The sequence below is a fragment of the Kordiimonas pumila genome, assembly GCF_015240255.1.
GTDB lineage: Bacteria > Pseudomonadota > Alphaproteobacteria > Sphingomonadales > Kordiimonadaceae > Kordiimonas > Kordiimonas pumila.
Genome location: NZ_CP061205.1, coordinates 1,413,798 through 1,432,953 on the forward strand (window position 1 = coordinate 1,413,798; position 19,156 = coordinate 1,432,953).

At 50.5% G+C, this 19,156-nt stretch carries 13 protein-coding genes; 6 read left to right on the top strand and 7 right to left on the bottom strand.

Annotation, left to right across the window (positions count from 1 at the left end; genetic code table 11):
- Positions 1–4 precede the first annotated feature (4 nt).
- Positions 5–1,537: an acyl-CoA carboxylase subunit beta gene (locus ICL80_RS06060; protein WP_194215201.1), complete on the bottom strand. Its 1,533-nt coding sequence runs from the start codon at positions 1,535–1,537 to the stop codon at positions 5–7.
- 124 nt (positions 1,538–1,661) lie between these two features.
- On the opposite strand from ICL80_RS06060, the gene ICL80_RS06065 reads away from it, so the two are divergent.
- Positions 1,662–3,077: a helix-turn-helix domain-containing protein gene (locus ICL80_RS06065; RefSeq protein ID WP_194215202.1), complete on the top strand. Its 1,416-nt coding sequence runs from the start codon at positions 1,662–1,664 to the stop codon at positions 3,075–3,077.
- 2 nt (positions 3,078–3,079) lie between these two features.
- On the opposite strand, the gene glmS is transcribed toward ICL80_RS06065, so the two are convergent.
- From glmS to ICL80_RS06080, 3 genes are all read right to left on the bottom strand, one after another.
- Positions 3,080–4,894 (bottom strand): glutamine--fructose-6-phosphate transaminase (isomerizing), encoded by a 1,815-nt coding sequence (gene glmS / locus ICL80_RS06070; protein WP_194215203.1) that lies wholly within the window; start codon positions 4,892–4,894, stop codon positions 3,080–3,082.
- A gap of 6 nt (positions 4,895–4,900) precedes the next feature.
- Positions 4,901–6,256, bottom strand: a complete 1,356-nt coding sequence (gene glmU, locus ICL80_RS06075) for a bifunctional UDP-N-acetylglucosamine diphosphorylase/glucosamine-1-phosphate N-acetyltransferase GlmU (protein ID WP_194215780.1) — start codon at positions 6,254–6,256, stop codon at positions 4,901–4,903.
- A 136-nt stretch (positions 6,257–6,392) separates the two neighbouring features.
- Positions 6,393–7,427: a phytanoyl-CoA dioxygenase family protein gene (locus tag ICL80_RS06080; protein ID WP_194215204.1), complete on the bottom strand. Its 1,035-nt coding sequence runs from the start codon at positions 7,425–7,427 to the stop codon at positions 6,393–6,395.
- Positions 7,428–7,661: 234 nt separating this feature from the next.
- On the opposite strand from ICL80_RS06080, the gene ICL80_RS06085 reads away from it, so the two are divergent.
- The gene (locus tag ICL80_RS06085; protein WP_228073833.1) at positions 7,662–8,516 is read left to right on the top strand and encodes an N-acyl homoserine lactonase family protein; all 855 of its coding nucleotides are present in this window, start codon (positions 7,662–7,664) and stop codon (positions 8,514–8,516) included.
- Between the two features lie 73 nt (positions 8,517–8,589).
- Here the strand turns inward: ICL80_RS06085 and ICL80_RS06090 are convergent, their stop codons facing one another.
- The 3 genes from ICL80_RS06090 to ICL80_RS06100 form a co-directional block, all read right to left on the bottom strand.
- Positions 8,590–9,834, bottom strand: a complete 1,245-nt coding sequence (locus tag ICL80_RS06090; RefSeq protein WP_194215205.1) for a serine hydrolase domain-containing protein — start codon at positions 9,832–9,834, stop codon at positions 8,590–8,592.
- 19 nt (positions 9,835–9,853) lie between these two features.
- Positions 9,854–11,122 (bottom strand): serine hydrolase domain-containing protein, encoded by a 1,269-nt coding sequence (locus tag ICL80_RS06095; protein WP_194215206.1) that lies wholly within the window; start codon positions 11,120–11,122, stop codon positions 9,854–9,856.
- 134 nt (positions 11,123–11,256) lie between these two features.
- Entirely contained in the window at positions 11,257–12,234 is a 978-nt protein-coding gene (locus ICL80_RS06100; protein WP_194215207.1) for a LysR family transcriptional regulator, read from the bottom strand.
- Positions 12,235–12,402: 168 nt separating this feature from the next.
- On the opposite strand from ICL80_RS06100, the gene ICL80_RS06105 reads away from it, so the two are divergent.
- The 4 genes from ICL80_RS06105 to ICL80_RS06120 all read left to right on the top strand — a co-directional run bounded on the left by ICL80_RS06105 (position 12,403) and on the right by ICL80_RS06120 (position 19,135).
- The gene (locus ICL80_RS06105; RefSeq protein ID WP_194215208.1) at positions 12,403–13,908 is read left to right on the top strand and encodes a CoA-acylating methylmalonate-semialdehyde dehydrogenase; all 1,506 of its coding nucleotides are present in this window, start codon (positions 12,403–12,405) and stop codon (positions 13,906–13,908) included.
- Positions 13,909–14,055: 147 nt separating this feature from the next.
- The gene (locus ICL80_RS06110; RefSeq protein ID WP_228073834.1) at positions 14,056–16,845 is read left to right on the top strand and encodes a M16 family metallopeptidase; all 2,790 of its coding nucleotides are present in this window, start codon (positions 14,056–14,058) and stop codon (positions 16,843–16,845) included.
- A gap of 93 nt (positions 16,846–16,938) precedes the next feature.
- Positions 16,939–18,078: an acyl-CoA dehydrogenase family protein gene (locus ICL80_RS06115; RefSeq protein WP_194215210.1), complete on the top strand. Its 1,140-nt coding sequence runs from the start codon at positions 16,939–16,941 to the stop codon at positions 18,076–18,078.
- A 4-nt stretch (positions 18,079–18,082) separates the two neighbouring features.
- The gene (locus ICL80_RS06120) at positions 18,083–19,135 is read left to right on the top strand and encodes an enoyl-CoA hydratase/isomerase family protein (RefSeq protein ID WP_194215211.1); all 1,053 of its coding nucleotides are present in this window, start codon (positions 18,083–18,085) and stop codon (positions 19,133–19,135) included.
- Positions 19,136–19,156: the final 21 nt, after the last annotated feature.

The following is a 19,156-nucleotide window of genomic DNA, read 5'->3' on the forward strand; positions in this document are numbered from 1 at the left end:
GAAATTATAACGGGATATTGTCGTGTTTTTTGGGCGGGTTCTGTTGTTTCTTTTTCTTGAGAACCTGCAAGGAATGCGCAATACGGCGGCGGGTTGAATGCGGCATGATCACCTCATCCACATACCCGCGTGATGCCGCCACAAACGGGTTGGCGAACCGGTCTTCATAGTCGCTGATACGTTTCTGGATTTTTTCTGGGTCGCCCAGCTCTGAGCGGTACAAAATCTCAACCGCACCCTTTGCGCCCATCACGGCGATCTCGGCCGTGGGCCACGCATAGTTCACATCGCCGCGCAAATGCTTTGATGACATCACGTCGTAGGCGCCGCCGTATGCTTTGCGGGTAATGACAGTAACTTTCGGCACGGTTGCCTCGGCGTAGGCAAACAATAGTTTCGCGCCGTGCACAATAATACCGCCGTGTTCCTGCGCGGTGCCGGGCAGGAAGCCGGGCACGTCCACAAGGGTTACAATAGGGATATTAAACGCATCACAGAAACGCACAAACCGTGCGGCCTTGCGGGCAGAGTTTATATCAAGGCAGCCCGCCAGCGCCATGGGCTGGTTTGCCACCACACCAACCGTTTCACCGCCAATACGAATAAAGGCGGTAATGATATTTTGGGCATAGTCTGGCTTAATCTCGAACACATCGCCTTCGTCTGCGATTTTTTCAACCAGCTCTTTCATGTCGTACGGCGCGTTGGGGTTTGCGGGGATCAACGTGTCGAGCGACATTTCAATGCGGTCTGATTGGTCAAATGTTGGTCGCTTCGGGGCTTTTTCGAGCGCACTTAACGGCAAAAAGTCAATCAGGCGGCGAATTTCAGAGATGGCTTCAACGTCATTTTCAAAAGCGCCGTCTGCAACGGATGATTTTTTAGTGTGGGCGCTCGCGCCGCCCAGTTCTTCCTGCGTAACAGTTTCGTTGGTTACTGTTTTCACCACATCAGGGCCGGTTACAAACATATAGCTCGAGTCGCGCACCATAAAGGTGAAATCAGTGATCGCGGGGGAATACACCGCGCCGCCCGCGCAAGGTCCCATAATAAGGGAAATTTGCGGCACACTGCCGGAAGCCAGTGTATTTTTAAGGAAAATGTCGGCATACCCACCAAGGGCCGCAACGCCTTCCTGAATCCGGGCGCCGCCGCTGTCGTTCAGGCCAATAATGGGGGCACCGTTCTGGACGGCTGCATCCATAACCTTACATATTTTCTGGGCATGGGTTTCAGAAAGCGAACCACCAAATACGGTGAAATCCTGACTGAAAGCATAAACAAGGCGGCCATTAACGGTGCCGTGGCCTGTAACCACGCCGTCGCCCATGTAGGATTGCTCATCAAGGCCAAAGTCCTGACACCGATGGGTTACGAACATGTCGTATTCCTCGAACGAGCCTTCATCAAATAAAAGCTCAAGGCGTTCACGCGCTGTAAGCTTGCCTTTTTTGTGCTGTGCATCAATCCTGTGTTGGCCGCCGCCAAGACGTGCTGCCTCGCGTTTTTCGCTCAGCACTTCGAGTATGGTGTTCATATCCCGCCCCTACATTAAAAGTTATCCTACCATAACGCCTGAATCCTGCTTTGATAACCGTTGAAAGTGTACACAATTAATGTTATGCAAATTTGCAAATACAATTTTGCAAAAAAGTGTAAAGATGAAACATTCAAAACATTATATAGGCCGAAAATTACGCTCGATCAGGCGCGATAGTGATTTATCGCAAGCTGTGTTTGCTGAAAAGCTTGGCCTTTCGACCAGCTACCTGAACCAGTTAGAGAATAACCAGCGCCCGGTAACAGCAACGGTTTTGTTGGCGCTTGCAGAAAGCTTCGGCGTTGATATCACCAGCTTAGCCGGTCACGATGATGACCGGCTGGTCGCTGACTTGCGCGAAGTATTGGCTGACCCGGTTTTTCAAAATACACGTTACCCGGTGCAGGATATAAAATTTCTGGTTAGTAATCTGCCTGAAATTGCCAAGGGCATTATTGAATTGCACCAACGGTTTCACCAGTCGAACGAGCGTTTGCTGGAACTGGATGATACTGTGCGCCGCAGTGACACATTGGTGCAGCCCACACCGTATGAGGAAGTGCGTGACTTTTTCCATTACCGCGACAATTATATTCATGCCCTTGATAAGGCGGCAGAGGCTTTAGCTGAGAAAATTGGGGGCACTGGTGCTGGGCGGCTAGAGGCTTTGAAGGCATATATAGAAACAACTCACGGCGTGAAGGTGGAACTGGTGGCTGCTGATAGCGACAGGGGGGTGCTGCGCCGGTATAGCAGTGCAGACAAAACCCTGAAACTTTCGGCGCATTTGCATGCGGGTTCACAGTTTTTTCATTTGGCACACCAGCTTGCGCTCTTTGAGCAAAAAAGCATTATGGATACGCTTATCCGCGAGGCTGGTTTTAAAACCCGGCAGGCAGAAAGCGTTTGCCAAACCGGGCTTGCCAACTATTTTGCGGGCGCGCTTCTTTTGCCGTACGAGCAGTTTTTGTCGGCGGCAAAAACATGCCGCCATGACTTGAAGCTGCTGGAGATACGCTTTGGGGCAACACTAGAGCAGGTCGCCCACAGGCTAAGCACGTTGCAGCGCCCGGATGCGCGGGGCATTCCGTTCTTTTTCGTGCGGGTGGACAGGGCCGGAAATATCACGAAACGCCACAGCGCCACCAAGCTAACCTTCGCGCGGTTTGGTTCTGCTTGCCCACTATGGAATGTGTACCGTGCCTTTGGGAGTGGCAGCGGGATTGACCGTCAACTTGCCGAAACACCAGACGGCGTGCGCTATTTGTGCCTTGCTGCTCCTATCATTAAAGAAGGCGGCGCATACGGCGAACCAAGCCAGCATTTTGCCATTGCGCTTGGCTGCGAGGTGAAGCACGCGTCTGATATTGTGTATGCAGATGATCTGGTTATGGGCAACGACAGGCTTTATGAGCCCATTGGCATTAGCTGCCGGTTGTGCGAACGCACCAATTGCAGCCAGCGCGCAGTGCCGCCTATCGACCGCACTTTTGAGGTAAACCCCAATGTGCGCAAGCTGGTGCCGTACGAGGTTTAACGTTACTCCACTGTCACGGATTTAGCGAGGTTACGGGGCTGGTCAACATCAGTGCCTTTTTCTACAGCGGCGTAATATGCCAGTAACTGCACCGGAATGGCATAGAGTATTGCGGATGACAGGAACCCGGCAGAGGGCATTTTAAGCTGGGCGAACATGCCCTCCTGTTTGGTTTCCGAATCACTGAACATTACAACTTTGCCTTGGCGGGCCATAATTTCCTGTAGGTTAGACAGGGTTTTATCAAAAAGGCTATCTTCGGGTGCAATGCCAATAACGGGCACGTGTTCATCAATGAGCGCGATAGGCCCGTGCTTCAGTTCGCCAGCCGCATAGCCTTCAGCATGAATGTAACTGATTTCTTTTAGCTTTAAGGCGCCTTCCATGGCGATCGGGTAATGAATACCGCGCCCGACAAACAATATGTCTCGGGCGGTGCTGATGCTGCGGGCAATGCCTTGCAGAGCTTCGTCGTGGTGCAATACTTCGGCCATAAGGGCCGGGATATGGTTAAGTTCTTTCACATAGCCTGCTTCTTCATTGCTGTTGATCTCGCCTTTTGCTGAAGCAAGTTTAACCGCGAGCGACGCAAGTACGGCTAACTGGCACGTGAAGGCTTTGGTGCTGGCTACGCCGATCTCTGGCCCCGCATGAATAGGCAATACGACATCGGCTTCGCGTGCCATGGTGGAACCGGGCATGTTTACAAGGGCCGCAATATGCTGGCCTGCAGCTTTCGCATGCCTTAGAGCGGCAAGGGTATCGGCTGTTTCACCTGACTGGCTAATGAAAATGGCAAGACCGCCCTCGGTATAAACTGGCTCGCGGTAGCGGAACTCAGAGGCGATATCTACATCAACCGGTATGCGGGCTAACTGCTCTATCCAGTAGCGCGCCACTTCTGCGGCATAGTAGCTGGTGCCGCAGGCAATAAGGGTAATGCGGGGAATGTTCGCAAGGTCAAAGGGGGTTTCAGGCAGGCAAACGGTGCCAGCATTTGGGTCTAGGTACCTACCAAGGGCCTGCGCCACCACGGTGGGTTGCTCGAAAATCTCTTTTTGCATGAAATGGCGGTAATTGCCTTTGTCCACCATGGTTGCTGCAACCTGGCTTATGGTGGTGGGGCGGGAAACCGGGGTGCCGTCTTCATCAAAAACCTGCACGGTTTCGCGTGATAGCGTGGCATAGTCACCTTCTTCCAGATAAATCAGCCGGTTTGAAAGGCTTGCGAGCGCTGTTGCGTCAGATCCAACGTAATTTTCGCCTTCGCCGTAACCAATAACCAGCGGGCTACCTCTGCGGGCGCCGAACATCAGGTTTTCTTCGCCGTTCACCAGCACACAGAGAGCAAAAGCACCTTCTAGTTTACCAAGTGTTTTGGTAAAGGCCTCAAGCGGTGTGGCGCCTTCATCCAGATAGTGGGTCATCAGGCTGGCAACAACTTCGGTGTCTGTTTCGCTTTCAAACACCATGCCTGCGGCGATCATGTCATCCTTCAGGGTGCGGAAATTTTCAATAATGCCGTTATGCACCAGTGCTACGCGGTGTGTCATGTGGGGGTGAGCATTTGCTTTTGTGGGCTGGCCGTGGGTTGCCCAGCGGGTGTGGCCTATGCCTGCCATACCGTCAAGGGGTTCTGCGGCCAGAACAAGTTCCAGCTCTTTCAGCTTGCCGGGTGCGCGGCGACGTTCAAGCTTACCGTCACTTAATACAGCAATACCAGCGCTATCATACCCCCTGTATTCAAGCCGCTTGAGACTTTCAACAAGCCTGTCTGTAACCGGGGCCTTGCCAAGAATGCCAACAATACCACACATAGGGTTTTATCCTTTTGACTTGTTCGCTTTTTCAGCGGCTTTTTTGGTTCTGAATGTGGTGGCATATCCGGCACTTTCATGCTGTTTGCCGCGCGCAACACCAAGAGCATCTGGTGAAACATCCTGTGTAATGACACTGCCCGCGCCGATAATCGCACCGTCACCTATTTTTACCGGAGCTACTAGGGCGCTGTTACTGCCAATGAAAGCGCCAGCGCCGATGATGGTTTGATATTTCAGGAAACCATCATAATTGCAGGTAATGGTACCCGCGCCGATATTGGCATCTGCACCAATGGTGGCATCGCCTATATAGGACAGGTGGCTAACCTTTGCACCTGTGTCGATTGTTGCTTTTTTTACTTCCACAAAATTACCGATTTTTGCATCTGCACCGATATCGGCGCCGGGCCTGAGGCGGGCAAAGGGGCCAATACTGGCACCAGCTTTTATGTACGCCCCTTCAAGGTGGCTGTAGGCCTTAATGGTTGCGCCAGTTTCAATGGTAACGCCAGGGCCAAAAAATACACCGGGTTCGATCGTTACATCATGGGCAATTTTGGTATCTGCACTGAAATATACTGTGTCAGGGTCTGTCATGGTGACGCCAGCATCAAGTGCGGCGCGCCGCCATTTTGTTTGCAGCACTTTTTCTGCGTGTGCCAAATCTGCGCGGCTGTTGATGCCCAGCACGTCAGCCTCATCGGCTTCCACAACCTGCACTGTTTGGCCGTCTTTGCGGGCAAGGGCAACAAGATCAGTCAGGTAATATTCACCAGCGGCATTCTCATTTGAAAGCGCATGCAGCCATTTTTGTGCGTGTGTGCCATTGATCACCATCATGCCGGAATTGCAGAGGGTTACGGCACGTTCAGCATCGCTGGCATCTTTATATTCAACAATACGTTCAAGGCAGCCATCCGCCCCTACAATCATGCGGCCATAGCGACCAGCGTCAGCGGGGGTGAAGCCAAGGGCAACAATGCCAGTACCAGCTTCAACAGCTTTTGCGGTCATTGTTTGCATAATGGAAAGCGGAATGAAGGGTACATCGCCAAATAATACAATGACAGGGCCAGTGATAGCCCCCATGGCATCAACGGCCACACGGGCGGCATGGCCTGTACCTAATTGTTCTGCCTGCGTAACAAACTTGGCATGAGGGTAAGCCGCTTCCAGTTGCTCCTTACCGCTCCCCACGACCAGAATGGTTTCTTTGGTGCCGAGTGCTGAAACGGTTTCCATCAGATAGGAAAGCATGGGCTTACCACCTACAGCATGTAAAACCTTGTGCAGGCTAGATTTCATGCGGGTGCCTTTGCCTGCCGCAAGGATAATGACATTGATACCTGTGTCAGCCATAGATCGGGTAAGGCCTTTCATCTTTCAGTTGCCAAAACGTTGCGCGAGCATAGCGCCCTATCAAGCAAAATTCGAAGAAAATTTAGTGAAAAATATTAGCGGTCAGCATTTTACCTGCATACGCCTGTTTTTCAGGCTATGGTTTGGGGGGTATATCGTCCAGCATTTCTGTCGCCGGAATAAGGTGCCAGCTTGCCTTGCTGCCTTTTATAGCGGCTTCTTTGTCCTTCCGCCGCCAGTAAGCCTGAATAATGGTGTGGCGCAGGTTTTTCCAGCCGGGAACGATCAGGCCCGGTAAAGGGTTAAACGGTGTATGACGGCTAAAGGCCCATATCTCAAGCCGAGATGCCCCCGCTTTTGCCTTGCCGCGCCCATGAAAGCCGTTAGTGTTCGCAATAACAAGGCTGCCAGCCGTGACTGTAACCGCTGTGGGTTTTGGCAGGTTCATTGAAGCAAGGTCGTCTTCCGTTGCGCGCAGGCTGCCTTTTTCGGAATATTTGTCGGCCCTGGTATCTGGCTGGGTAGAGCGCTCATATTCCCATGCAAGCCGTAACGGTGTGAAATGGTGCGACCCTCGTACATAGGTGAAAGGGCCATTTTTATCTTTAACATCTTCAAGAAATAACCATGCCTTCATGGTGGGGTGAAAAGTATCGCTGTGCATGCTTTTTTGCGGATCACTACCTTTACCGTTCCTGATGCGTTGTACGTACAGGAGAGGGGCCATCAGTTTGCCGCCCGCATAGCTCAGGTATTTGGCGAGGGTAGGGTTTTCTGTCAGGGCTTTTAGAGCCGGGTAATTTTCAGTGGCAGCTTTATCGAGCAGAATACGCTGTGTTGCAGTGTTGCCCTGTGTTAACTGCCGCACAGGGCCGGTGTGTCCCGCAATGTCACGGCGCAAGGCCTTTACCTGCTTTTTGCTTATAAAATCTGGTATAACAACAAAGCCATTACGGCGATATTCTTTGCGGTACTCTTTTGGCATAAGGGGGCTTAACATTAGCCACCGGCATTGCATAACAAAGTGAGCAAGCTTCACCCTTAGTATATGCAGCCCTAGCCGGTTCAGTGTAGTTGAGCCAATAACAGGATTGTCCCGAAAGGACTTTGCCCCGGTTACAAGCGCAAGCATATAAAATGGCAACTTTAACAGAGTAGTTATTGTTTTCATGGCCTGTACACAATTGTGCTTCCGGGCTGTTGCAATATAATCGCTGTATTATAGCTGTTACAATAATATGGCAAGCACAGGATATAATTACTGCGTTAAACAAGGTTACGGCGTATAATAAAACCTATGGTCATGTTTTTAACAAAATTGTCCGTAAAGCTTTATCCTGTTTTACAGAGTGCTATATACATCGCTGCACTTGCTGTAGCAGGGGAACCCTAGTGGAGGCTATTTATGAATATTGGTATTAAAGCGTTTGTTGGACTTGTTGGCTGTATTGGGGCAAGCATGGTTGCTGGCTTTTCTGCCCACGCTGAAGGCGCGTCTATTAAACTTTATGCGCTTGATTGCGGCGAGATTGAAATGCTCGATCTTGGTCTTTTTTCACGGGAAGGCAAATATGACGGCCAGAAAAACTCTGCTGTGGATACGTGTTTCCTAATTCGGCACCCTGACGGCGACATGCTGTGGGATACAGGCTTGCCGGAAGGTTTAAATGCCTTGCCAGAAGGGCTGATTAATGGCCCGTTTCATATCAAGGTACCGGTTAAACTTACTGATCAGCTTCAAGAGCTGGGCATGACACCTGCGGATATTGAAATTTTGAGCATTTCCCATTCCCATTTTGATCATGTGGGCAATGCAGGCCTGTTTGCCCGTGCCAAGTTTGTCGTGAACGCTAATGAATATGATCATATGTTCCGCGATGAAGCCCGTGCAGACGAACAGACATTTGCATCCTATAAGGCGCTGGAAAATGCGAAAACCGTTAAGATTACAGATCGCTATGATGTGTTCGGCGATGGCAGTGTGGAGATTATTCCAACCCCGGGCCATACACCCGGCCATTCGTCCCTGCTCGTGCGGTTGCCAAATAGCGGCGCGGTTTTGCTCACAGGCGATATGTACCACCTGACCCGCGCACGGGAACTGCGTACAGTACCCAGATTTAATACAGACCCAGAGCAAACACTTGTTTCAATGGATGTGTTTGAGGATTTGGCGGAAATTGAAAGTGCCCGTGTGGTTATTCAGCATGAAAAGGCTGATTTTCAAGATTTCCCCAAATTCCCTGAATATCTTGACTAGAGCATTTGTAGAATAAATAAAAAAAGCCTTCCAGTTTTGGAGGGCTTTTTTGTTTACGGCGTATGTATGCAAGCTATTGAGGTGCCGTAATATGTTGGCGTATGGCAGTTAATAGCTGGTGATTTTCTTTGGCAAAATCGCCGCTGCCACGCTCAGGCCAGTAGCTTAATTTTACAATCACCGTGTTTGTTTTGGGGTCAACAGAGATAAACTGACCATGAATGCCAACGGCTTCGTATATCTCGGTGCCTAGAAAGGTCCACCACTGGTAGCCATAGCCGCGCGGCGTACCGGATAGCACTGGATCGCTGCCCGTATAGGTGGTGGATGTCTTCACCCAGTTTGCGGGCACCACCTGTTTGCCGTCTATGCTGCCACCGTTTAGCATAAGCTGGCCAATGCGGGCATAGTCAACAAGGGTAGCATTAAAGCCACCGCCTGCAAAAGCCTGCCCCGTGCCGGGTTTACCGTCGAGCATCCAGTAAGCAGATTTCTGCATGCCTGCGGGCTTCCAGAGCATATCTTCTGTATATTGAGCGAGAGGCACGCCTGTTGCTACCTCAATAACCCGGCCTAAAATGCAGGATGTAAGCGTGGAATAGTTAAAGCTTTCGCCTTGGTCACTGTCGCGGTTCAGGCCAAGGGTGCGTATGTCTGTAAAGCGCTTTTCACCGCGAAACAGGGATTGGTCGGCAAGTATGTTTACATCCGGTGTACCTGTTAGGGTATATTCGCTGTAGCTGGTACCAGCCCGTTGCATCAGCATGTTTTTAAGGGTCACGCCTTCAAAGGCTGTATCTTTAAATTCGGGCAGATACATATCAACCGTATCATCAAGGCTATTGATAGCGCCTTGTTCAAGCGCAATCCCAAACAGGATAGATGTAACAGACTTGGCCATCGACCAGGATATAAAGCGGCTGTCAGGGTTTGAGGCATTTAGATATTGTTCATACAGTATTTTGCCGTCTTTCATGACGAGTAAAGCATTGGTATGAGTGTGGCGAAGGGCATCTTGCAACCCCATTGTGGTGTTTCCCAGTGTTACACTGAAATCAAGCGATACGGGATCAGAAGCAAGCGGTTCACCCGGCAATGCTGCCACGCTGTCCGTGTAGAAGAAGTCATCCATGCTGCGAAAGCTTACAGCGCTGATGGTATAATCTTCCACATGGCGGCGGGCGGCCACAATGCCGCCTTCTGCGGTTTCTGAACTATTACTGCCACAGGCTGCTATTATAAGCATAAGGGGCGCTATTATACCCGCTTTTAACATGTGCTTTTTAAGGTATGTGTGATGGGTGTATGCGTTTTTCATGTGCGGTTCTTTCAGGCTGTTAATGCTGTGTTACATAGGTGCGGATAGCATCGAACAGCGCTCTGTTATCCATTTCATACTGAAGGCCGCCTTTGTCGGGCCAGTAGCTTAGCTTTACAATCACGGTGTTTGTGTCTGGGTCGACCGAAATATACTGGCCGTAAACGCCTATAGCCTCGAAAATATGGGTGTCAATAAAGGTCCACCACTGATGCTGGTAACCCCGGTTTTCGATCGGAATAAGCACTTCAGTGCTTTTATAAATAGTGGATTCTGTAACCCAGCTTTCAGGCACAACCTGCGTGTTGTTTATATAGCCTTTGTTCAGCATCATCAGGCCGATGCGGCCAAAATCACGCAGGACTGCGTTAAAGCCTCCGCCCGCAAAGGCCTGGCCCTCGCCTAGTTTGCCGTCCAGCAACCAGTAAGCAGGCATTTGCATACCTGCAGGTTGCCACAGGGCTTTCTCTGTGTAGTTGGCAAGTGACATGCCTGTTGCTTCTTCCACTACACGACCAAGGAGGGAGGCTGTCAGGGTAGAATAGTTGAATACCGCACCCTGTTCGCTGGTGCGTGTTAGGCCGAGTGTGCTTACATCTGTGAAGCGTTTTTCACCTGTTACCAGCGAATGGTCTTTCAGTATATTTATATGGGAAATACCGTTTGACCCCATTTCGTCATAGCTGGTGCCAGCCCGCATTTGCAGCATGTTTTTCAGGGTTACATCTTCAAATACGGTGCCTTTTGCCTCGGGTACATACATACCAACAGTATCATCAAGACTTTTAATAAGGCCTGCCTCCAGTGCCTTACCCATAAGGATAGAGGTAACAGACTTCGCAATCGACCATGAGATAAAGCGACTATCAGGGTTTGCGCCGTTTCTATATTCTTCGTAAACAATTTTGCCGTCTTTTATCACCAGAAGGGCATTTGTATCTGTGTAAGTTAGCGCTTCAGGAAGCGACATGGTCTTGCCTGCTATGGGTACGCTTATATCCAGCGGCGCTAAAGCGGTAGCGATTGGCTTGCCGGGCTTGGCAGTAACCGGGGCCGTGTTGAAAAACGCATCCATACTGCGGAATGAAACCGGGCTTATGGTATAGTCTGCAACATGTTTTCGGGCCATAAACACGTTGGATTTTTCAGAGAGCTCCGGGTGTTCTTGTGCGGGCGCTGCTGTTACAGTGGGAAGAGCTAAAAGGGCATTCAGTGTTATGCTGTATGCCAGAATATGAAACCATTTTTGTTTTATCTTATGGTGCTTTATATACGGTGAAGGCTGCATTTTATCTCTCCCCTAAATTATCCGAACATATGTTCGTATTTTGTTAAATCAGAAAATTTCGAAAATTTCAAGAGAAACAGGTTTTTTAGGTTTTACGAACCAGAATTGTGAGTATAGCTTAGCTGGTGAAATAGTTAGCGGTGGCCCATCAGAACAGGGCGTTCACCAGATATAAGGTTTGCCATAAAGTTCCACACACATTCCATATGGGGCATATGGCGGGTATCTTCGTGCATCGTGAGCCATAGTTCACGGGTGATGCTCACTTCGCCCGGCAGCACGGTGGTTAGCACTTTCATGCGGTCTGCAAGGTAGCAGGGCAAAAGGGCGATCCCTAGGCCAGATTCAGCAACATTGGCCTGTCCGGTTACGCTGGTGGTGCGCATAATAATTTTGGGGTCGGGTATGGCTTTATCGAGAAGCTGTAGTTCTGGCAGGGGCTGCAAGTCGTCTATATACCAGATAAAATGATGCTGCCTCAGGTCAGACAGCTGCACAATAGGCGGGCGCTGCTGTAGGTACGCGGGGGCCGCATATAGCCCAAGTCGGTAATCTCCCAGTTTTTCACTCATTACACGGCCGTGGTCGTGCCGCGCTAGTGTAATAGCGGCGTCTGCATCGCGCCGGGTAAAGGAAAACTGCCGTGTCTCTGCCACCAGCTCCAGCATAATGCCGGGGTTGTAGGCATGAAAGTTTTTGCAGTGGCGGGCAAAAAATTGGCTGCCAAATGCTTCCGGTGTGGCAAGGCGGACTACACCGCGTGGCCCTTCTTTTGCGGGGGTTATGTCATCCATCAGCGCAATGGACTTTGCTTCCATTTCTTCTGCATGAATAAGCAGCCGCCTACCTTCTGCTGTCAGGCTGTATGCCCGGTTGGTGCGGTCAAACAGAATAATGCCCAGCTTTTCCTCTAGCGCCGTAATGCGGCGGGCAACGGTAGTATGGTCAACCCCTAAATGCATGCCAGCGTGCGATAGCCTGCCCCTGCGCGACAGCTCTAGAAAATATCGAAGGTCGTTCCAGTCAAACATATAAGGTGTACCTGTGTGGCTTGTGTCTGTATTATTTGTGCAAAAATACACAAAGTAAAGTGCAAAACTTCTTAGTGACATGCGTATTTTCACAAAGTATGGTCTGGCTCAACGGTAAGCATGTCAGGTAGCCCAAAACTACCCGCCAAAATACCTACGGGGAATGGGTGTACCTAACGATACAAACTTATGAAGGCGCTTTGGCCGTAGTGGCAGGGTGCCCAGTGTCATAACTGGTGGAGATAACCAATGTACGAACGTCATCATTTTGTCGGCGGTAAAGAAGTTGAAGGCACTTCTGGTCGCTTTGGCCCTATTTTTAATCCGTCAACTGGCGAACAGGCTGGCAAGGTTGCGCTGGCAACCAAGGCTGAAGTTGAAAACGCTATTGCAACAGCAGAAGCTGCTTTCCCTGCTTGGTCTGGCACGTCTGTTGTAAAGCGCGCACGGGTGCTGCAAGATTTGGTGCAGATACTGTACCGCGAAAAAGATGCACTGGCTGCGGCGCTTTCATCTGAGCACGGTAAAGTATTTTCTGACGCACAGGGCGATGTGCAGCGCGGTCTGGAAGTTGCAGAATTTGCGCAGGGCATTCCGCACCTTTTGAAGGGCGAATACAGTGATAACGTTTCAACTGGCATTGATATGTACAGCATGCGCAAGCCGCTTGGTGTTGTGGCTGGTATCACGCCGTTTAACTTTCCTGCGATGATCCCCTTGTGGATGAGCTGTGTGGCGATTGCCTGCGGCAATACTTTCGTGATGAAGCCATCTGAAAAAGACCCAACAGTGCCGCTGATGTTTGCCAAATGCTGGAAAGAAGCTGGCCTGCCTGACGGCGTGTTTAACGTGATTAACGGCGATAAGGAATCGGTTGATACAATCTGTACTGACCCGCGCGTGAAAGCGGTTTCTTTTGTGGGTTCAACGCCTATTGCTCAGTATGTGTACGCAACAGCCACAGCCCACGGCAAACGCTGTCAGGCTATGGGCGGCGCTAAAAACCACATGCTTATTATGCCAGATGCCGACCTCGACCAAGTGGCAGATGCGCTTATCGGTGCGGCTTATGGCTCTGCGGGCGAGCGCTGCATGGCGATCTCTGTTGCTGTGCCTGTTGGTAAAGCCGTGGCAGACAAAATGGTTGAGATGCTCAAGCCACGTGTTGAAGAACTGAAAGTTGGCCATTCGATGGACCCACTGGCAGAAATGGGCCCGCTTGTAACGGCAGATCACCTTGCGAAAGTACGGGGTTATATTGACCTTGCAGAAACCGAAGGCTCTGACCTTGTGGTTGACGGTCGTGCGTTTAAATACAACATGCAGGGCTATGAGAACGGCTATTATCTTGGTGGTACACTGCTTGATAATGTAAAGCCGGGTATGCGGTCATATAAAGAAGAGATTTTCGGCCCAACACTGCAAATTCTGCGGACAGAAAGTTTTGAAGAAGCGCTGCGTCTGCCATCCGAGCATGAATACGGTAATGGTACGTCTATTTTTACCCGTGACGGTGATACGGCCCGTGAATATGCAAACCGGGTTGAAGTGGGCATGGTTGGTGTGAATGTGCCAATCCCTGTGCCACTTGCATTCCATTCCTTTGGTGGCTGGAAAGGCTCTGCCTTTGGCGACATTAACCAGCACGGTATGGAAGGCGTTCGTTTCTATACCAAAACCAAAACGGTTACATCTCGCTGGCCAACTGGCATTCGTGCTGGTGCAGAGTTTGTAATTCCTACCTTGAACGGTTAAATTAATGGCTTCCATTGGGACATCCAGTGGGAGCCATATTTTTCTAGAGGTAAAACATAATAGTTTTAATAGTTTACAGTGACTTCTGGTTGATATGGCAAGGGCAGGCACGCCCGGAAAAATATTCGAAAGCAGGGATTGATTCTCATGAAGATCACTAAACTATTGTTAGGATGCACAGCAGTAGCGCTGTTAGCTGGCTGCCAGCCGGAATCGCCAACCAAACTGGTGATGGATGAAAAGGCTGAGCCGGGGCTGGATATGGAAATCCAGCTACCATATGAAAAATTCGAGCTAGCAAATGGCCTGCGTGTGATTGTGCACGAAGACAGAAAAGCGCCTATCGTGGCTGTGGGCATCTGGTATCATGTTGGTTCCAAGGACGAGCCAGAAGGAAAGACCGGCTTTGCACACTTGTTTGAACATCTGATGTTCAATGGCAGTGAAAATTATAACGACGAATATTTCAAACCGTTTGAGGCTGTGGGCGCAACTGCGATGAACGGCACAACATGGTTTGACCGGACAAATTATTTTGAAAATGTACCCACCCCAGCACTTGAAATGGCGCTCTGGATGGAAAGTGACCGCATGGGCCACTTGGTTGGGGCCATTGATCAGGCCAAGCTTGATGAGCAGCGCGGTGTTGTGCAAAACGAAAAGCGGCAGGGCGATAACCAGCCATACGGGCTTGTTGAATACCGCCAGCTTGAAGGTCTGTTTCCTGTTGGGCACCCGTACCGTCATTCAACCATTGGGTCGATGGACGATCTGAATAATGCTTCTCTTGACGACGTAAAAAGCTGGTTCAACCAGTATTACGGTGCGGCGAACACGGTTATTGTGCTGGCGGGTGATATTGATGTGGCAACCGCCAAGCCACTGATGGAAAAATACTTTGGTGATATTGCGGCGGGCCCGGCACTAAAGCAGCATAAAGCATGGGTCCCAACCCGGCTTCATGACACCGTGGAAGAGATGGTAGACCCGTCTGCCCCGCAAGTGCGTATTTCGCGCAACTGGGCTGTGGCACCGCGCACCACAAAAGATGCAGCTATTCTCAATTTGGCGGCGGATATTCTGGGCGGCGGTAAAAACTCCCGCCTGTATCAGGCGCTGGTTTACAACAACCAGCTTGCAACCAGCATTAGTGCCAGTATTCAGCCATTTGAACTATCGAGCATGTTTGAAATTCAGATTGACCTGAAAGAAGGCAGCGACCCTGTTGAGGTTGAAGCCCTTATGAATGCTGAACTGGATAAGTTTTTTGCTTCAGGCCCAACAGCAGATGAATTGAAGCGCGCTAAAACCAGCTTGCTTGCAAATACCATCCGGGGGCTGGAGCAAATTGGTGGTTTTGGCGGCAAGGCAACAGCACTGGCGCAGGCCGAGCTTTATGCGGGTGACGCTGGCTTTTATAAAAAGTCGCTCGACTGGATAAACATGGCAACCGCTACAGAAGTACAGACAGCTGCAAATGATTGGCTTGGACAGGGTTTTTACCAGCTTACCATAAAGCCAGAGCCTAAGTATGCCACGGCGGCAACGGTGGTAGACAGAAGCAAGGGCCTTCCAGCCGTTGGTGAAATGCCAGACCTGACCTTTCCTGCCATTGAAGAAACCACCCTTGAAAACGGCATGCGTGTTGTTGTGGCGAACCGCCCAACAGTACCGGTTGTTACCATGGCAATGCAGTTTGACGCAGGCTATGCAGCAGACAGTGGCAGGCCACTTGGTACAGCAAGCTTTGCGCTTGCAATGCTGGATGAAGGTACAAAATCAAAGTCTGCTCTTGAAATTTCGGCAGAAGCTGAAAGCCTTGGTGCAAACCTCAGTACAGGCTCTAACCTTGATATGAGCATGGTGAATGTTTCTGCATTGAAGCCAAATCTGGATGCCAGCCTTGCGCTTGCGGCAGATGTGGTGCGGAACCCGGCGTTTGACCAAACAGAGATGGACCGCTTGCGCCAGCGCTGGATAGCGGGCATTGGGCAGGAAAAAGCCCAGCCGGTGCAGCTTGCCCTAAGAACATTACCGCCGCTTCTGTACGGTACAGAACATTCTTACGGTGTGCCTTACACAGGTACAGGCACAGAAGCCTCAATCACAGGGTTAACCCGCGATGATCTGGTGAAGTTCCACAGCGACTGGATCAGGCCTGATAACGCTACGATCTTTATGGTCGGTGATATTACGCTTGATGAAGCGAGAGCGGCGCTTGAAAAAGCGTTTGGCAACTGGCAGGCACCAGCGGCTGCTATTCCGGTTAAAAATATTGGCACGGCAGCAGCCCCTGAAAAGGGCCGGGTTATCATTATGGATAAACCGGGTTCGCCGCAGTCGCTTATTCTGGCGGGGCACCTGTTCCCGTCAACCGGTGATGAAAACAATCTTGTACAGGAAATGGCAAACGATATTCTGGGCGGCGAATTCACTAGCCGTGTGAATATGAACTTAAGGGAAGACAAGGGCTGGGCTTACGGCGCTTATACCTTCACGACAGATGCCAGAGGCCAGCGTATGTGGCTGGTTTATGCCCCTGTTCAAACCGACAAAACCAAAGAGTCCCTAGCAGAACTTGAGAAAGAGTTTACAGCCTACCTCACAGACAAGCCTGCAACGGACGCGGAATTGGCACGTATTGTCGCCAATCGCATTAACAGCATGCCCGGACAGTTTGAAACTGCTGGATCAGTGCTGGGTAGCCTGCTGTCAAATGACAGATTTGGCCGCGATAACGACTATGTGCCAAGCCTTAAAGCCAAATACGAAGGCCTACAGATTGATGACATCAAGAAACAAGCTCTTGAAACTATCAAGCCTGACAGCCTGACATGGCTTATTGTGGGCGACCGCACCCAGATTGAAGCGGGTATCCGTGATCTTGGCCTTGGCGATATTGAGGTTTGGGACAAAAACGGTAACCGCATCGACTAATGGTTTTTTAAAGTATCTCGTGGGGCTTTGGCCCTGCGGGAAAGACTATTGTTATATGGCTGAAGGCTGGGCCAGACTGTTCAGGAGACGAGAATGGATTTTTCCTTGAATGAGGACCAGCGCGCAATTCAGGATATGGCGCGGGCTTTTACGGCAGATCAGATTACACCGAATGCAAGCAAATGGGATGAAGACCATATCTGGCCGGTGGATGTTGCAAAAGCGGCTGGTGAGCTTGGCTTTGGCAGTATTTATGTAAGCGAGGAAGCGGGTGGTTGCGGCCTGAGCCGGGTAGAATCCGTTCTGGTATTTGAGCAGCTTTCCTATGGTTGCCCTGCAACCTCTGCGATGTTTTCTATTCATAATATGGCCACATGGATGGTGGATGCTTTTGGGTCTGATGACTTGAAAGCACGGGTGATGCCAGAGCTTGTAACACTTGAAAAAATGGCAAGTTACTGCCTCACTGAACCGGGTGCAGGGTCTGACGCAGCGGCGCTTAAAACCCGTGCGGTAAAAGACGGTGACACGTATATTTTAAACGGCGCGAAGGCCTTTATTTCAGGCTCGGGTGATAGCGATTATTACGTGGTTATGGCCCGCACGGGCGAGGACGGCCCCAAGGGTATAAGCTGCTTTCTTATTGAGAAAGGCACACCGGGCCTTTCCTTTGGCGCACGGGAGAAAAAACTTGGTTGGAACTGTCAGCGCACAGCAACCGTAAACTTCGATGATTGCCGCGTGCCTGCGGGCAATATGCTGGGCATAGAAGGGCAAGGGTTCAAAATTGCCATGCAGGGCCTTGACGGCGGGCGTTTGAATATCGGGGCATGCTCGATTGGTGGGGCACAGCGCGCGCTGGATGAAGCGGTGGCCTACACCAAAGATCGCAAACAGTTTGGCAAAGCAATTGCCGGTTTCCAGAACACCCAGTTTAAGCTTGCCGATATGGCGACAGAACTAGAAGCGGCCCGCCTGCTGTTATATGCAGCGGCACAGAAAGTGGCGAACAAAGCACCAGATGCAGCGGCTGCTTCCGCTATGGCAAAACGCTTTGCAACTGATACCGGTTTTGATGTGGTAAACGCGGCCCTGCAATTACACGGCGGCTATGGCTACCTTAGCGATTATCCGATTGAAAAACTACTACGCGATCTGCGTGTGCACCAAATTCTTGAAGGCACAAACGAGATTATGCGCGTTGTGATCAGCCGTGAACTTTTGAAGGACTAATCCCGTGGAAGACGAAATATTATTTGAAGAAAAAGGCACTATTGGCCTTATTACCCTTAATCGCCCAAAGGCGCTGAACAGCCTGACACAAAACATGTGCGCGCTGGTGCGGGTGCAGTTAGAGAAATGGCGGCTTACGCCTTCTGTAAAGGCTGTGGTTGTTGTTGGCAGCGGCGAAAAAGCCTTCTGTGCTGGTGGAGATGTGGTGAAGGTCTCTAGTTCTTATCAGGCAGGTTCTGATGAATGGCGCGGCTTTTTCTACGACGAATATTTGATGAATATTGCAATCAGTGAGTTCCCAAAACCTTACATTAGCTTTGTTGATGGTATTGTTATGGGCGGCGGTGTTGGTATTTCCATTCCTGGTGATTTCTGGGTTGCGACAGAGAAAACCCTGTTTGCCATGCCGGAAACCGGCCTTGGCCTATTCCCTGATGTAGGGGGTGGCTGGTTCCTGCCGCGCCTTCCGGGTGAGGCTGGCATGTATTTGGCGCTTACCGGTGCCCGGCTTAAAACACCAGACCTTTATGCCCTTGGTATTGCCAGTCATACGGTGCTTTCTGTGAATGTACCGCTGATTATAGAGGCACTGGCTGAGGCAAGTATCGCTTCAAACAATGATGTTGCAGATATTTTAGACACTTTCCATAGCGACCCGGAACCCGCGCCGCTATCGCCGTATTTTGAAGATATCGACGACCATTTCGATCATGCCAGTGTTGAAGCTGTGGTTGCATCTCTGGAAGCGGATAACCGTGAATGGGCGCAGAAGCAGGCTGGTATTATCGCCACAAAATCACCCACAAGCTTAAAGGTAACCTTTGCACAGCTTCAGCGCGGTGCAGCGCTGGAAACCTTTCGCGAGAATATGGCAATGGAATACCGGGTCGTGAACCATATGATGGCCCACCCTGATTTTCATGAAGGGGTGCGCGCGCTTCTTATCGATAAAGACAATAGTCCGAAATGGTCACCAGCCACACTGGATGCTGTGAAAGACAGCGAAGTGGAAAGCTTTTTTGAAAGTTTGGGCAGGCTTGATTTGCTCGCGAAATAAAAGAAATAGGGAATATAAAAC

Coding starts and splice junctions, on each gene's coding strand:
- ICL80_RS06060 (WP_194215201.1), bottom strand. CDS start 1,537: ATGAACACCATACTCGAAGTGCTGAGCGAAAAACGCGAGGCAGCACGT.
- ICL80_RS06065 (WP_194215202.1), top strand. CDS start 1,662: ATGAAACATTCAAAACATTATATAGGCCGAAAATTACGCTCGATCAGG.
- glmS (WP_194215203.1), bottom strand. CDS start 4,894: ATGTGTGGTATTGTTGGCATTCTTGGCAAGGCCCCGGTTACAGACAGG.
- glmU (WP_194215780.1), bottom strand. CDS start 6,256: ATGGCTGACACAGGTATCAATGTCATTATCCTTGCGGCAGGCAAAGGC.
- ICL80_RS06080 (WP_194215204.1), bottom strand. CDS start 7,427: ATGAAAACAATAACTACTCTGTTAAAGTTGCCATTTTATATGCTTGCG.
- ICL80_RS06085 (WP_228073833.1), top strand. CDS start 7,662: ATGAATATTGGTATTAAAGCGTTTGTTGGACTTGTTGGCTGTATTGGG.
- ICL80_RS06090 (WP_194215205.1), bottom strand. CDS start 9,834: ATGAAAAACGCATACACCCATCACACATACCTTAAAAAGCACATGTTA.
- ICL80_RS06095 (WP_194215206.1), bottom strand. CDS start 11,122: ATGCAGCCTTCACCGTATATAAAGCACCATAAGATAAAACAAAAATGG.
- ICL80_RS06100 (WP_194215207.1), bottom strand. CDS start 12,234: ATGTCACTAAGAAGTTTTGCACTTTACTTTGTGTATTTTTGCACAAAT.
- ICL80_RS06105 (WP_194215208.1), top strand. CDS start 12,403: ATGTACGAACGTCATCATTTTGTCGGCGGTAAAGAAGTTGAAGGCACT.
- ICL80_RS06110 (WP_228073834.1), top strand. CDS start 14,056: ATGAAGATCACTAAACTATTGTTAGGATGCACAGCAGTAGCGCTGTTA.
- ICL80_RS06115 (WP_194215210.1), top strand. CDS start 16,939: ATGGATTTTTCCTTGAATGAGGACCAGCGCGCAATTCAGGATATGGCG.